Here is a 17,448-nt window from a genome sequence, read left to right as displayed (position 1 = left end):
AAAGGCGGACAGAGGGTAAATTGTTTTCGAATATTAATACCTGCTTGTAATTCAAGCACCTACTTTTCCTATAGCATGTTGTTCTGGTGCTCTATGTTGCAGAATTGCGCGCGTCGTTTTGGGATGATGGCCAAGCCCTGCAATCCCGCCTGTCGCCGGGCGGATCGAATAATACAAAATCAAGCGGAAAAAAACATGAAACCATTCTTCAAAAAACAGCTCGTCGCAAAACTTCGTGACGCGTTTCGTGTTGAGGCCCTCGAGCCGCGGGTTCTCCTTTCCGCCGACCCCATCCTGGGTGTCGCCCATTTGATTTTGCCGCTTGAGCACCACTACGACCAGGTCGCGCTCGACGCCTACACCGGCACCCATACGGGCCGGGTCGAGCACGCCAACGTCGGCTACGCGCTGGTCGACCAGGTGCTCGAGGCCTCGGTCGCGCAGGTGCCCACCCACCTGAGCGCCGAACCGAAGTTGTTCGACGTCGCCGCGCTGGCGCGCAGCCAGGGCGCGATGGACGGCCAGATGGTGATCGCGGCCAACGACGTGCTCAAGGGCAGCGGCAACCTGAACTTGTCGATCCTCAACACCGGCATCGTCGCCCCGGGCTATTCGCCCGGCATGCAGAACCTCGACTCGTACACACAGACCGCGGGCGGGACGCTGCAGATCGAGCTCGGCGGCACCGCGCCAGGCACCGGCTACGACCAGCTCAACATCGCCAACATGGTTTCGCTCGACGGCAAGCTCGAGGTCACGCTGTGGGAGGGCTTCAAGCCGCAGGACGGCCAGGTCTTCGAGTTCATGCAGTTCGGTTCCGTCAGCGGCAAGTTCAGCTCCGCGACCGGGCTGGTGCAGGCCGGCGAGAACATCTTCTTCGAGCTGGTGCAGGACGCCACCTCGCTCAAGCTGATCGCGCACACACTCGATCCGCTCACCGACAGCATGGTCGAGACGCTCGGCGGCGACGTCGCCGACGGCGTCGGCTATTTCCTCAACAACGACTATTTCACGACCATCCCGCCGCTGACCTTCCATGGCGAAATGAACCTGAACGGCATGCTCTACCTCGACGGCGCGTTGACCGTCGACTACGCCGAGCAGGACCTGGTCGACCCGGTCACGGGCCAGCTCGTCAAAACCAACGTCTGGCTGATCGGCATCAACGACGGCGAGGGCTTCATCGGCATCGGCGGCCCGGGCGACGCGCCCGGCGCCACCGGGCTGGCACTGCATGACGTCAGCATCGGGATCGCCTTCGTCGAGCCCGCCGCGGGCGCCAGCTACGGCTGGACCATGGCGCACGGCGTCATCGGCAGCGTCGGCATCGTCGGCGTGCCCGGCCTGACCATGACGGCGACCAACCTGAGCATCGACCTGAGCTTCGGCACCGGCACGCGGCCGGGCGGCGCCGCCAACGACACCGTGCTCGACCTGTCGGCCAGCCCGCTCACGGCGGGCGGCTTCACTTTCGGCGCCGACGGCGCCGACGTGGAATACCTGCTCGTGTCGGGCCACGCCGAACTGGCCTTCGAGGGCTTGGCCATGGAAGCCGACATCGGCCTCGCGCTCATCGGCGGCGAAGTCCTGCTGGCCGGCACCAACGTCAACGCCGCCATCGGCGCCGGCGGCGTCAGCGTCGGTGTGGCCGGCGGCAGCTTCGGCCTGGTGCTGGGCGCGGGCGGCTACGCGTTCGAGGCCGGCGGCGCCCTGAGCCTGGCGGGCGGCGCCTTCGCCGACGTCAGCGCCGACGCCGTCACCGTGCGCGCGAACCACCTTGGGACCGACCTGAGCGGGCGCACCCTGCAGTTCGCCGGCGCGGCCAGCTACACCTTCGGCGCCATGGGCGCGGGCGTCGGCATGCAGGCCAGCGTGACCGGCCTGCGCGCCACCGTCGGCTCGATGTTCGCGCTGTCGGGCGACTTCGCCTTCGAGCGCAACGGCGCTGACGGCAGCATGAACGCGATCGCGCAAAACGCCAGCGCCACGCTCGGCGCGGGCGGCTTCATGGTCGGCGTCGAGCAGGCCTCGCTCGGCATGCGCATCACCAGCGCCGGCACCGTGCTCGAGGCGAGCGGGGCGCTCACAACGGCGCTCGGCGACAGCGGCGTCACGCTCGGCGCCACCGCGGTCGCGGTGCGCTACAACAGCACCGCCGACGACGCCAGCGCGCTGGCGATCAACGCGGCCGGCCTGAGCTACGTGTTCGGGGCCGGCCTGGTCGCCTCGCTGCGCGAAGTGTCGGTCACGGGCGCTAGCCTGACGGTGGGCGGTTTCGCCCACGCCAGCGGCAATCTGGTGGTGCGCCGCACCTCGGGCGTGGCGCTGACCCTGGCCGACGGCCGCCAGGTGCTGGCCGACCAGCTCAGCTTTGGCGCGAGCGAGGTCGATGTCTTCGCCGGCATCGACGCCGGCACCGCCGACGAGACCGGCCTGCGGCTAGGCGACGTCAACCTGGCGCTGGCGCTGTTTTCCGAGCAGGGCAGCCCGGCCCACAACTGGACCGCCTTCAAGGCCGACGCCGCCTCGGCCGCCTTCGTCGGCGTCGACGGCCTGACGCTCTCGTCAAGCGACCTGGCCGTCGAGATCAACCGCGCGGGCCTCGCCGGCGACGCCGTGATCGACTTTTCAAACGCGCCGCTGGCGGTGCCGACCGGCCCGGGTTCCGTGCTCGAGCTCGATTTCGACGGCGCGCGCGGCCAGTACGCGGCCGTGTCCGGCCACGCCGAGCTAGCCTTCGACGGCCTGTCGATCAGCGCCGACATCGGCTTCGCGCTCGAGGGCGGCGAAATTCTGATCGCCGGCGAAAACGTCAACGCCGCGCTCGGCGCCGGCGGCGTCGCCGTCGGCCTGGCCGGCGGCAGCTTCGGCATGGTGTTCGGACCCAATGGATTCGCGTTCGAGGGCAGCGGCGCGCTGAGCCTGACGGGCGGCGCCTTCGCCGCCGCCACGGCCGATTCGGCCACGGTGCGCATGAACCACCTTGGGGTCGACCTGAGCGGGCGCACTTTGGCGTTCGCCGGCGGCTTCGACTACACCTTCGGCGCCATGGGCGCCAATATCGGCATGTCGGCCAGCGTGATCGGCCTGCAGGTGACGCTCGGCTCGGCGTTCGCGCTGGCCGGCGACTTCGCCTTCGAGCGCAACAGCGCCGACGCCAGCCTGAGCGCGATCGCGCAAAACGCCAGCGCCAGCCTGACCTCGGGCAGCTTCATGGTCGGGGTCGACCAAGCCTCGCTCGGCCTGCACATCAGCGCCGCCGGCACGGTGCTCGAGGCCAGCGGGGCGCTCACAACGGCGCTCGGCGACAGCGGCGTCACGCTCGGCGCGACCGCCGTCACGGTGCGCTACAACGACACCGCCGCCGACGCCAGCGCGCTGGCGATCGAGGCGGCCGGCCTGCAGTACGTGTTCGGCGCCGGCCTGGTGGCCTCGCTGCGCGAAGTGTCGGTCACGGGCGCGAGCCTGACCGTGGGCGGCTTCGCCCACGCCAGCGGCAACCTGGTGGTGCGCCGCACCTCGGGCGTGGCGCTGACCCTGGCCGACGGCCGCCAGCTCACCGCCGACCAGCTCACCTTCGGCGCGAGCGAGGTCGACGTGTTCGCAGGCACAGGTGCCGGCACCGCCGACGAGACCGGCCTGCGGCTCGACGACGTCAACCTCGCGCTGGCGCTGTTTACCGAGCAGGGCAGCCCGACCCACAGCTGGACCGCCTTCAAGGCCGACGCCGCCTCCGCCGCCTTCGTCGGCGTCGACGGCCTCACGCTTGCCTCGAGCGACCTGGCCATCGAGATCAACCGCGCCAGCCTCGCCGGCGACGCCGTGATCGACTTTGCAAACGCGCCGCTGGCGGTGCCGACCGGCCCCAATTCCGCGCTCGAGCTCGATTTCGACGGCGCGCGCGGCCAATACATGGCCGCCTCCGGCCACGCCGAGCTCGCCTTCGAGGGCCTGTCGATCAGCGCCGACATCGGCTTCGCGCTCGAGGGCGGCGAAATCCTGATCGCCGGCAGCAACGTCAACGCCGCGCTCGGCGGCGGCGGGGTCGCGGTCGGCCTGGCCGGCGGCAGCTTCGGCATGGTGTTCGGACCGAACGGCTTCGGCTTCGAGGGCAGCGGCGCGCTGAGCCTGACGGGCGGCGAATTCGCCTCCGCCACGGCCGACCTGGCCACCGTGCGCATGAACCACACCGGCGTCGACCTGAGCGGGCGCACGCTCGCCTTCGCGGGCGGCTTCGAGTACACCTTCGGGGCGCTCGGCGCGGCCGTCGGCATGCAGGCCAGCGTGCTCGGCCTGCACGTGACGGTCGGCGGCGCGTTCGAGCTGACGGGCGACTTCGCGTTCGAGCGCAACAGCGCCGACGGCGCCATGCTGGTGGTGGCGCAGCACGTCGGCGCCACCATGGGCGCGGGCGAGTTCGTGGTCGGCGTGACCGACGCCTCGCTGGGCATGCATGTGAGCGCCGCCGGCACCGTGATGGAGGCGGTCGGCGCCTTGAGCGCCCAGCTCGGCGGCGACATCAGCTTGACCGCCGACAGCGTCGCGCTGCGCCTCAACAGCACCGCCGCCGACGCCAGCGGCGTGGCGATCGAGGCGGCCGGCATGGCCCACGTGTTCGGTGACGCCATGGTGGCCTCGCTCAAGGAGGTCGCCATCGGCAACGCCAAGCTGCAGGTCGGCGAGTTCGCCTACGCCAGCGGCGACCTGGTGCTGCGCCGCACGGCCGGGGTCGAGGTCACGCTCGCCGACGGGCGCAAGGTGATGACCAACCAGCTCACCTTCGGCAGCGCCGACGCCGAGGTGTTCGCCGGCGCCGGCTTCGGCGGCGCCGACGAGCTCGGCCTGCACATGAAGGACGTCAACATCGCGCTCGCGCTCTACAGCGAGCAGGGCAGCCCGACCCACAGCTGGACCGCGCTCAAGGCCCAGGCCGGCTCGGCCGAGTTCGTCGGGATCGACGGCTTCACCATGGCCGCGCGCGACCTGACCATCGAAATCAACAAATTCCGCAGCCTCGGCGACAGCGTGATCGACTTCAAGGCCGCGCCGCTGGCGCTGGCCACGGGCCCGGACTCGGCCATGCAGATCGACTTCGACGGCGCGCGCGGCGCCCTCACGGCGGTCGCGGTCGGGCGCGCCACGCTGGCGATCTCGGACTACGTCTACATCAGCGGCAGCCTGTACCTCGAAAAGAGCGGCAGCACCGAGGTCGACGTCGTCACCGGCCTGCCGTCGACCTATCCGGTCGGCACCCCGGCGGCCTTCACGGCCGGCCTCGAGCGCGTGGCCGGCCTGTCGGCCGACCATGCGCGCATCGACAACCTGCAGGTCTCGACCCTGATGCTGAGCGCGACCGACGTCGACATCTTCGCCGGCTCCGGCCCGTATTTCATCGACGCCAACGCGAACGGCCTGCTCGACGACGGCGAAAGCCTCAACGCCGAGCGCACCGGCTTCACGCTCGACAACATCGACCTCGCGCTGGTGCTGATGAACTCGACCAAGGCGGCCGACCCCGGCTTCGTGGTGCCGAACTTCTTCGCGCTGCAGGTCAAGTGGGACGCCCGGCTCGACGTCGACATGGACCTGTTCAAGTTCCAGATCGACAGCCTCACGCTCGACGTCAACGGCGGTTCGGCCTGGGCCAACAAGGCCTTCCTCCATCCCTACGTCGACTTCGCGGGCAGCTTCGACGGCGGCCTGGCGATCCCGACCGGCGGCGGCGACCCGATCGTGTTCGACTACAGCACCCGCCTGCTCGGCGTCACGCTCGAGAACGCGCTGCTCAACGTGGGCGACATGTTCCAGGTCGAGGGCAGCTTCGTGTTCAAGAAGGCGGCCGGGGTCGCGCTCGACATCCAGACCGGCCTGCCGAGCGCGCTGGTGGGCACTGCCGCCGGCCTCAACACGTCCCTGCTCAAGCTCAAGGCGGACGGCTTTTTGTCGGCCGACAACGCGACCCTGACCGACCTGCCGGTCGACATGATCAGCTTCGGCGCCTCCAACGTGCGCGTGACCGTGGGCGACATCGACGACCCGCTGTTCGTGCTCGACGGCATCGACATCGGCTTCGTCACGCTCAAGGCCTCGCGCACGGTCGACCCTGGCGGCGTGATCCCGAAAATGTTCGCCATGAAGGCCGACTGGGCCAATCCGCTCGACGCCGACTGGGGCTTCATGCAGCTCCAGATCAACGACCTGAGCCTGGCCGTCAACCAGGGCGCCAAGTGGGCCGGCACCACGCTCGCCCCGACCGTCGACTTCGTCTCGAGCTTCGGCGAGCAGGGCCTCGCCGTCGACACCGGCGGCGACGTCGTGCAGCTCGACTTCACGCGCTCGCTGCTGGGCTTTTCGGTCGCGCACGCGCTGATCAAGATCGACGACTTCTTCCACCTCGAGGGCGGCTTCGCGCTCGAAAAGTCGGGCATGCAGCAGGTCGACATCGTCACCGGCTTCTCCGACACCTCGCTCGAGGGCGCTGCCAAGCTGGCGCCGCTGGTGGCGACCGGCCAGGTCAAGCCGGGCCAGTTCTCGCGCATCGACGACCTCGACATGGGCATGTTCACGCTCGGCTTCTCGGACGTCGACCTGTTTGTCGGCAGCGGCCCGTATTTCGTGGCCGGCAGCGACGAGACGGCCGAGGGCGCGGTCGGGCTGGTGTTGGAAAACCTCGACCTCGGCCTGGTCATGTACACGGACGCCAAGCGGATCGTGCCGCGCCTGTGGGCGCTGTCGGCCACGGCCGACCAATTGTCGCTCGAGGGCATCGACTTTTTGACCATGTCGGCCGAGGGCATCAGCGTGCGCGCCAACCAGGGCGGGCGCTGGGCCGGCCAGGCCTTCGGCGCCCACGTCGACTTCAAGAGCACCTACGGCGAGGCCGGCCTGGCGATCGCGACCGGCAACGCGCCCGTCATGATCGACTTCGACAACGGCGCGGCCGGCGTGCAGGTGGCCAAGGCCACGCTGGCGATCGACCAGTTCGTCCACCTGCAGGGCGCCTTCTCGTTCGAGAAGGGCGAGCGCCACAGCGTCACGGTCGACACCGGCCTGCGCAGCACCGACCTGTCGGCGCTGCCGACCCTGGCCAAGCTCAAGCTGGCCGGCGCCGACGTCTCGCTTGACGGCACCACCGCCAGCAACGTCGAGGTCAACAGCCTGGCGATCGGCATGAGCGGCGTCGACCTGTTCATCGGCTACGGCGTGCCCGACTTCGATTCGGATGTCCTGCTCAAGGACCAGGCCGACATCTACGGCATCGCCGTGGCCGACGTCGACGTCGGTCTCAACATCATGACAGCCGTCAAGACCGCGCTCGCGCTGCCGAGTTTCACCGCGCTCAAGGCGAGCGCGGGCCAGTTCGCGCTGGTCGGCGGCGGCCAGGACTTCACGCTCGCGGGCCAGGACATCAGCGTCGAACTGAACTGGAGCGCCGGCTGGCAGGGCGTGCCCGGCAAGCGGCCCGTGATCGACTACGCGGCCAGCTTCGCCGGCGGCCTCGAGATCAAGACCGGCGGCGAGCCGGTCACGATCGACTTCGGCCCGGGCGCCTTCATGGCCGCGAGCATGAACGACGCGGTGCTGCAGGTGTCCGAATTCCTGCAGGTGATGGGCGACTTCGCCTTCCGCCGCGGCGAGGACGTCACGATCTCGGTCAACGGCCCGCTCGGGGTCGGCTTCGACAATGTGCGCGCCAAGAGCATCGAGTTCGGCGGCAACGACGTGCGCGCCTTCGTCGGCGTCGGCGCGTACTTCCAGGACAGCAACGGCGACGGCGTGATCGACGCCGCCGACACCGGCGCGCCCGACGCGATCGGCCTCGTCATCGACGACCTCGACTTCGGCATCGCGGTCCTCAACACCGTGTTCGACCTGGCCAACCCTTTGGTGCCGGCCAACACCAAATTCACGGCCGTCAAGGCGCACGCGGCCGGGGTCGGCTTCGTCGGCTTCGACGACTTCATCGAGTTCAAGGTCAGCGACCTCGACATCGGCATCAACCTCTCAAACCAGAAGGGCCTGATCGGCGACTTCACCAGTGGCGGCGCCAGCGCCGGCTACGCGGTCGCGACCGGCAACGGCACGAGCCAATTGATCGACTTCGACAGCAACGTTCTCGAGGCCTCGGTCGGCAACGCGACGGTCAACGTGGCCGGCATCGTGACCTTGCAGGGCGGCTTCGCGTTCCAGAAGCGCACGCTCGACAACATCGGCTTCAACGCGCTCGGCGTCGAGGTCGTCGGCCAGGGCGCGGCCCTGATCGTGGCCGGCACCAAGGTCCACGCGTTCGCCGGCATCAACGGCCCGTACCACAGCGACACCAACGGCGACGGCGCCATCGACGAGCTCGACCCGCTCAACGAGGACGCGATCGGCCTGGCGATCGAGGACCTCGACTTCGTGCTGGCGATGGTCAAGCCCGAGCTCGCGCCGGGCGTCTCGCTCAAGGACTTTGAGTTCTACAGCATCACCGCGACCGCCGCCTCGGCCGGCCTGGTCGGCACCGAGCCCTACCTGACGCTGTCGGCCTCCGACATCGCCTTCCACATCAACGCGGCCAGCATCGACGGCAAGCCGGCCCCGAGCGTCTTCCTGGACTGGACCGAGATGGCCGGCGGCGGCTACACCGTGCCGACCGGGACCGCCGGGCAGGGCATGCGGCTCGCGTACGACAGCAACACCATCGGCATCGCCCTCGACGCCCACCTGGGCCTGTTCGACCTGTTCGACTTCGACGCCTCGTTCGACTTCGAATTCGACCTGCCGCCGGTGCCAAACATCGGCTTTCCGACCATCAGCCTGACCGGCCTGGGCGACCTGCTGCCCGAATTCTCGCCCAACCTGGACTTCCTCTCGGGCGCGCTCGATTTTGTGAAGAACTTCGACCTGTCGATCGGCTTCGACCCCGACTTCGGCCTGACCCTGTTCGGCAGCATCGAGTTCCCCAATCTGAGCCTGAACCTGGGCGACTTCGTGCACCTGCACGGCGACTTCCGGCTCAACATCGGCGACGCCTTCACCGGCACCATGTTCACCGGCCTGCCGGCCGAGGTCGGCCTGGTCGAGGACCTGCTCAAGGCCGTGGTGCCGGCCCCGTACGGCTCCGTGCTCGACATGCTCAAGTTCGTCGGCGACGTCTCGGACGACTATTCGCGCATCGACAACGTCGGCTTCAAGGGGCTCTCGTTCGGCGCCTCGAACGTGTACGCTTTCGTCGGCTTCGGCACCCCCGACTACGTGCTCGACCCGGCCGGCGGCGGCAACAAGGTCATCGCCAACGAGGACGAGCTGCTCGGCTTCGCGATGGAGGGGCTCGACGTCGGCCTGTCGGTGTTCAAGGCGGTGCTGCCGGACTTCTTCGAGGCCCAGAATTTCTTCTCGCTGTACGCCCACGCCGACGCCCTGCGCACGGTCGGCTTCGGCGACATGCTCGATCTCAAGGCGGCCGACATCACGATCGAGGTCAACTCGGGCGGCAAGCTGTTCGGCGGCCTGATGCGCTCGACGGCCGACTTCGCGGGCAGCTTCGCGGCCGACCCGGCCACCGGCCGCCCGGCCGGCTTCGAGGTCAACACGGGCGGCACCCCGGTCTACCTGCAGCACACCGGCGAGGACCTGCTCGGACTCGACATCGGCATGGCCGAGATCACGGTCTCCGAATTCCTCAACCTGCGCGGCTCGCTCGCGTTCCGCAAGGGCGAGCGCGCCGTGGTCGACGTCAACCTCGGCGGTCTGCAGCAGCTCGCCGACGAGCTCGGCACCGAGATCGGCGGCCCCGGCCACGTGCCCGGCGCCCCGCTGCCGGTCCAGGTCGAACTGATGACCCTGGGCGGCGCCAACCTGACCGGTTTCGCCGGCGTCGGCGGGCCGTACCGCTACGGCGTCGACGCCGACGGCGACGGCCTGCTCGACAGCATCAACGAGGGCGCGGTCGGGCTGGTGGTCGACGACGTCGACTTCGGCCTGGCCATGCTGACTCCGACCGTGGCCGGCCTGATCCCGGGCGCGGCCTCGCTGGTGCCCAAGTTCATCGCCGCCAAGGCGCACATCGCCAACGCCGAGCTGGTCGGCGTCGATCCGTCCCTGATGCGCGTCAAGGCCGAGGACATCTCGGTCAACATCAACACCTCCTACGTGCCCGGCCTCGGCGGGGTCGGCAACGCCGTGCTGCAGCTGTTCGGGCCGCCGTCGGTCAATTTCGCCACCAGCTTCGCCGCCTCGCCCGAGGACCTCGACGGCGACGGCGCGCTCGGCGCCGGCGAGGACCGCGACGGCGACGGCAAGCTCGCCGCCAACGGCTTCGCGCTGCCGGCCGGCGGCAATAACGCCGTGATCCTCGACTTCAGCGAGGAGATCGTGCAGGCCAAGGTCGGCTACGCCGAGATCAACCTGGCCGGCTTCGTCCAGCTGTCGGCCTCGATGGCCTTCACCAAGCGCGGCGCCGAGAGCGTGACGCTGTCGAACGGCGTGAGCACCACCGTGACCACGCTGGCGGTCGGCATCAACGACGGCTACGGCTTCATCGGCAGCGGCGCCTACTGGCGCGACAGCAACAACGATGGGCGCATCGACGAGGCCGACACCCCCGACGAAACCGCGGTCGGGCTCGCCATCGAGGACCTCGACCTGGGCCTGGTGGTGGCCAAGGAGCTCGTCATCGGCAGCGCCGGCGTCACCGTCGGCGTGTACATCGCCGCCGACGCCGATATCGACGCCATCAGGCTCACCGGCGTGTCCGGCGCCACCATGGAGGCGGTCGGACTCTCGCTCGAACTGAACACGGGCCTGCGCGCCCAGATCGGCGACTACACCAGCGACCCCGGCACCGGCGCCGTCTCGTACAACAGCGCCGGGATCAGCTTCGCGCTGGCCACCATCGATTTCTCCAAGAGCAGCTGGACCGACCCGGACGGGGTGGCGCACGCCGGCTACGCGATCGAGACCGGCAACCCGTTCGAGCCGGCCGTGCTCGACTTCAGCACCCAGTACCTGCGCGTGGCCGGCAAGGCCAGGGCCGACCTGTTCGGCCTGGTCAAGATGGACGGCGCCTTCGAGATCAAGGCCAGCGCCGAAGGCCTGACCGTGTTCGCCGACGTCGAGGCCGAGATCGGCACGGGCGACGTGGCGCTCAGTTCGCACGCGACCGGCCTGCTCTCGATCGACGCCGACGGCGTCGCCATGCGCTTGCAGATGGCGCGCGGGATCGACCTCGGCCCGGCCGCCCGGCTCGACGCGAGCCTCGAGCTCATGCTCAACACCACCGGCAAGGAGATCGTCTACACCGTGCCCGAGGAGTTCCGCGACGTCGTCGTGTTCCCGGACAACCAATACACGATCCCGAGCACGCCGCCCGGCAAACCGGCCTGGACCGGCATGTACGTGGCCCTGTTCGGCGAGGGCGAGCTGGCCCTGCTCGACGACGCCCTCTCGCTCGAGGGCAAGTTCGCCGTGATCGTCTCGCAAAGCGGCATGGAATTGTCGGCCGAGGCGACGCTGAACCTGCCCGTGCTCGAGCCGCTCAACGTCACCGGCACCCTCGGCATCGTCGCCGGCGGCCTGTACGGCGCGTTCGAGGTGGCCGGCACCGGCCCCAACTCCGTCCTCATCGACGGCCCCGGCTTCGAGGTCGCCGGCCGTTTCCTGCTGCAACTGAACACCACCAACAGCGACCAAACCGTGCGCGCCGTGAACGCGGCCGGCGGCTTCACCGACGCCGTGCTCAAGCCGCAGTCGCTGCACCTGGCCGGCGAGGCCGGCATCAGCCTGGCCGACGGCGCGGTCAGCCTCAAGGGCGCGCTCGACCTGACGATCGACAACGGCGGCTTCACGGCCGCGGCCGACCTCGCGCTCGAGCTGGGCGACCTCGGCAGCATCGGCGTGGCCGGCGCGATCGTGTTCGACACCGAGGCCGACGGCGACGCCGTGTTCGCGCTCAAGCTCGCCACCAAGGTCGAGCTGGGCACGGGCGACGTCGGCATCAAGGCCAACGCGGTTCTCGAGATCAACACCAGCGACGACGGCGTCTACGCCGGGGTCGCCGCGGGTACCGACTTCAAGCTCGCGCTCGACGGCAACCTGCACATCCTCGCCTTCGACATCGGCTTCGACGGCGAAATGAGCCTCATCGGCGACGTGTTCCGGCTCGAGCTCAACGCCGAGCTCGACTTCTTCGGCTTCGTCAAGGTCGACGTCGGCGGCTTCATCGAATCCGACGGCGACTTCGAGATCACCGGCAGCACCGACATCCACATCCCGATGGGCCCGCTCGAGCTCAACGCCGGCTTCTCGCTTACGCTGAGCAACACGCGCTTTGCCGCGAGCGTCTACGGCTCGCTCGTGCTCGACATCGACCTCGGCCTGTTCAGCATCCACGAGACCTTGGCCGGCTTCTCGGGCGAGATCGAGCTGACCGCCGCCAGCGCCCACCTGGCCGCCAGCGTCACGATCGCCGGCATGAGCGTCTCGGGCGACTACTTCTGGAGCTGGGGCGCCGACCCCGTGATCGCGACCCAGGTCGGCGACACCCTGTACCTGAGCATGGGCGACACCTCGGGCCGCTACGGCGGCGGCGACCTGTACGACGGCACCACCAACGAGACCTACCAGATCGACCAGGACGCCGCCGGCAAGCTGAGCGTCAATTCGCTCGGCGTGACCTCGACCTTCACGGGCGTCAAAAAAATCGTCGCCAATGGCGGCGGCGGCAACGACGCGATCTACGTGGGCGCGGCCGTCACGGCCGACCTGCTGTTCGACGGCGGCGCCGGCAAGGACCGCTTCACCATCATCGGCGGCGGCGCCAACAGCATCATCAGGGGCGGCGAGGGCAACGACGAGTTCATCGGCGGCATCACCGACGGCGTCCATTACTTCGGCGGGGCCGGCGACGACCGCTTCGTCGGCAACGCGGCCGACGACATCGTCGACCTTGGCGCCGGCGCCAACGTGCTGTTCACCGGCGGCGGCGGCGACATCATTTACTCGAGCGGCAGCGACACGATCGACACCGGCGACGGCAGCAACCTGATCTACCTGGAGGGCGCGGGCGTGACCAAGGTGAGCGCCGGCGGCGGCTACGACCGCCTGATCCTCGCGCCGATCAGTTCGACGACCGCGATCGCGCGCAACGAGCACCAGCTGCGCATCGACGCGCGCGTGCTCGACTTCAACAACGGGCTCGACCGCATCGAGATCACCGACACGGCCGCCCTGACCACGATCACCAGCACCAATGGCGCGAGCTGGGGCGCGACCGACATGGTGCTCGAGGCGAGCGGCCTGGTCGACGTGACCGGCGCCACCTTCATCGCGCCCGACGCGCTGCTGAGCATCAAGGCGGCCGGCCTGAGCGGGCCCCTGAAAACCCATCTGGCCGAGTTGAGCGTGCTCAACCTCGGCAACGCCGGCGCCGACCACCGCGACATCGTGGTGCTCGAGGTCGACGGCCTGCGCGTTTCCGACGGCGGGCGCGGCGCCACCCTCGGCGGCCTGGTCGCGGTGCAGGGTTCGATCGACGTCAGGCTGGCCGGCGCCGAGGCGCTGTTCTCGCTCGACGCGGGCAGCCTCGCGGCCGCGGGCGCGATCACGCTCGTGGCCGACGACGTCGACTTCCTCTCTGGCTTGGATCGCGTCAGCGGCGCCGGCGCGCTGGTGCTGCGCGCGGCCTCGGCCGGGCAGGACTACGCCCTCGGCGGCGCCGGCCAGGCCAGCGACGGCGCCGATTATTCGATCCTCGGCGCGAGCGGCAGGTTCGAGTTCGGCATGCGCGACCTGTCCGCCCTCAAAACCGGGTTTTCCAGCGTCACGATCGGCCAGCAGAGGGCCGGCGTCGACATGGTCATCGGCGACGTGCAGGATAAATCCGTCGGCATTTTCACGTTCTCGGCCAAATTCAACGACATCGCCACCCTCAACGCGGGGCGCATCGTGGTCATCGGCGACGTCCAGTCGTCAAGCACGCTCACGCTCAACACCGACCTCCTCGACATCGGCGCCAACAGCGCGCCGACCGTGCGCGACACCGGCATCGGCGCGCGCGCGCTGCTGCTCAACGTGACCGAGGAGATGAACCTGCAGGGCTACCTGAGCGGGGCCGACCTGGTCGCGATCGAGATCACCGCCAGCAGCCTGACCGGCAGCGCCGCGATGGTCAGCTATGTCGGCGCGATCGACAGCCTGACCACCAACAAGGGCAGCAGCATCGTGACCCTGAACGCGGGCAGCCGGCTGACGGTGACCGCCTCGCAGGCGGTCCACCTGGCCGGCCTGATCCAGGCCGGCGGCGCCGACGCCGTGCTCAGCGTGCGCGCCGGCACCGTGGTCAACCCCAACCTGGCCGAGGGCGGCCTGACCATCCTCGAGGGCGGCACCATCACGGCCGAGGGCGCGCGCAGCGCGATCACCCTGCAAGCGGGCGGCCACCTGCGCCTCAACGGCGGCGGCGCCATCATCGCCGGCGCCGCCTTCAGCACGCTGCCGGGCCAGGCCTTCGCGCCGCCGGTCCTGACCGGCGCCGACGCCACGATGAACCTGGTCGCCGGCGGCGAGTTGGTGCTCGGCGGCACGGTCGTCGCGGCCGCCGGACTGAGCATGTCCTCGTCCGACGCCGAGTCCGACTACGCCCCGTATTTCGACAACCTGCCGGGCAGCACCCTGGGCCGGCTTGCCGACAGCACCCAGTTCGGCGCGATCCTCGGCGCGCTCGGCGGCGGCACCATCACGCCCGAATTGCGCGCGCTGTTCGCCGCCAACAAGCTCGAGCTGGCCGCGGGCGCGGCCGCCAGCGGACTGGCCAACTACACCCCGTTCAACGACCTGAGCCCCGAGGCCAAGGCCATCGTCGCGGCCAAGGAGGGCTACGCTACCTACCTCGACGGCGCGTTCTACAACGCCGCCAGCGGCCGCTTCACCGAAACCCTGACCGAGGGCGTCCAGGCGACCTCGCAGGCCGGCTACACGTACAACGCCGGCACGGTCTACCACAACGCCGGCGCCGCGCCGGACGCGCGCCTGGTCACAGGCTTCGTGCAGGGCCAGAGCGCCGACTACAGCAACGCGCTGGTCGACTGGGTCGGCGCGGGCGTCGTCAAACCGCTCGACAGCGCCAGCTTCGCGCAGCTGACGGGCGCGCAAAAGCTGGTCGCCGCCAACGCCATGGGCTATGTGTTCGACTACTACGCGATGCCTGGCGCGCTCTGGGGCGGCGATCCGGCCACCAGCACCGACGACATCGCCCGTCCCGGCGCCGACGCCACCTTCGGCGAGCTGAGCGCGGTGCAAAAAGCGATCGTCATCGAATACATCGAGAACGGAAGCGGCGCCAAGAACTACTTCAACTACAACGCCGACACCGGCAAGAAGATCGTGACCACCTTCACCGAGGGCCAGGTCACCGACTACAGCAACGCCAACATCCATTGGGGCGCGGCGGGCCAGCCCGGCGCCAACGTCGCGTTCGCAGACCTCTCGCCCGAACAAAAGCATGTGGTGGCGGCCTCGCTCGGCTACGACAGCGTCGCCGGCGGCACCTGGTACAACCCGGCCGCGCCCGAGCACCTGCGCCTGGTCACCGGTTTCGCCGCCGTGGCCGCCGACTACAACATCGACACCATCGACTGGGGCGGCGTGCGCGCGCCCGACGCCGGCGCCACGTTCGAGCAGCTCAGCGTGGCGCAGCGCGCCATCGTGGCCGCCTCGCTCGGCTACGCGCAGGTCGAACAGCAGGTCTATTTCAACCCGGCCGCCGCGGCCGGCAAGCAAGTGCTGGCCGCCCTGGTGCAGGGCGCCGGCGGCGATTACCAGAACGCCGCGATCACCTGGGGCGCGGCTGGCGCGCCGGCCGCGAACGCCGGTTTCGACCTGCTCACGCTGGCCCAGCAAAACCGGGTGCTCGATCAGCTCGGCTACCAGCGCTTCAACGGCCTGGTCTACCACGACGCGGACGCCGCGCCGGGCGAGCAGTACAAGCTCAGCTTCACGCAGGGCGCCAACGGCGATTACGACAACAGCGCCATCCATTGGAGCGACGTGGCGATCCCGGACGCCGGCACCACGTTCGACAAACTTAACGTCGAGCAGAAATCGCGCGTGCTCGCGCAGACCGGCTTCACCGAATACGCGGCCGGCAGCCCGGTCTACCACCTGGCCGGCCAGGGCGTCGACACCGTCAAGCTCGGCTTCGTCGAGGGCATCGACTACCGCAACGCCGACATGGATTGGGGCAGCACCGGCGCCGCCGACGACGACCGCTGGCTCGTCACCGACAGCGCCGGGCGCAGCTACGTCGTGTACGCCTACGACGGCGACGGCAACGGCAGCGTCGACGAGATCCAGATCCTCGACCCGCATCCGCTCCTGGGCCAGCGCGGCTTCGGCTTCCTGCTGACCGGTTCGATCACGACGCTGCAGGACGACGCCGACTTCGTCGTCGCCGGCCACGGCGACGCCATCGTGCGCGGCAACATCACGCTGGCCGGGGCCAACGCCGACCTCGTGATCCAGTCCGACCGCTACACCTACTGGGAGGGCACCGCCAACGTCGGCGGCGACATCACGCTGCAGGGCGGGGTCGCGCGCGACGGCACCATTTTGGCCGGCGGCGCCAACGCCGATGGCACCAGCGTCTACGTGCAGGCGACCGCGCGCCTGGCCACCGGCGCGGCCGGCAGCACCATCACCGTTCAGGGCGGCCAGGACGTCGAGCTGCACGGCACCTTGCTGGCCGGCGGCCGGCTCGACGCCGGCGGCCTGCACCTGGACCGCGCCGACGGCCGCATCGTGGTCGAGGCGGGCCAGCAGATCCTGGTCAACACGGCGCTGTCGGCGTCGAAATCGATCACCCTATCGAGCACCGGCGTGCTCGGCGCGGACGACCAGGGCTACTCGGTGCTGGTCACCACCGTCGGCGGCATGACCGCCGCCGGCCTCACGCTCGACAACAGCGGCGGCCTGGTGAGGGTCGACGGCCTCGGCGCCATCAGCGTCGGCGGCAGCATCCTGTCGGGCGGCACCACGGTCCAGCATTTCGACGCCAACGGCAAGCAGGACGGCGCCACGGTGGCCTGGTCGGGCGAAAACTCGAGCGTCCACCTGAACGCGGGCGGCCAGCTGTTCCTCGGCGCGCTGACCGATGTGGTCGGCTCGGCCACCCAGGTCGAGATCGGCGGCACGGTGCGCGCCAGCGCCCTGATCTCGCTGCATGGCGGCGCCGGCATCGGCGACGGCATCGGCGTCAAGATGCCGGGCGGGGCGCGCATCGCCACCAACAACCCGGACGGCGCGATCATCATCGACGCCGCCCAGGACGCCGAGATCCTCGGCCTGGTCGTGGCCGGCGGCGAGATCGTCAACCACTACGACACGCGCGGCGAGATGCTCGGCAGCACCACGCGCATGTTCGACGGCAATTCGAGCATCCGCATCGCGGCCGACAACCAGGTGCGCCTCGGG

The 17,448-nt window shown here is 69.6% G+C and carries 2 protein-coding genes (1 of these 2 cut by a window edge); one reads left to right on the top strand and one right to left on the bottom strand.

The features are described from left to right. Window positions 1-51: 51 nt before the first annotated feature. Window positions 52-309 (bottom strand): hypothetical protein, encoded by a 258-nt coding sequence (locus C7C56_RS28750; RefSeq protein WP_181373117.1) that lies wholly within the window; start codon window positions 307-309, stop codon window positions 52-54. Between C7C56_RS28750 and C7C56_RS10605 the strand changes: the two genes are divergently transcribed. Next, window positions 196-17,448: part of an LEPR-XLL domain-containing protein coding region (locus C7C56_RS10605; protein WP_181373114.1), annotated on the top strand (this coding region is incomplete at its 3' end). The annotated region continues 13,466 nt past the right edge of the window; the window shows 17,253 of its 30,719 annotated nt. The two genes, C7C56_RS28750 and C7C56_RS10605, sit on opposite strands and share 114 nt — an antisense overlap.

This window comes from Massilia glaciei, assembly GCF_003011895.2.
Taxonomy (GTDB): domain Bacteria; phylum Pseudomonadota; class Gammaproteobacteria; order Burkholderiales; family Burkholderiaceae_D; genus Telluria_A; species Telluria_A glaciei.
This window is presented reverse-complemented; position numbering and strand designations above follow the sequence as displayed.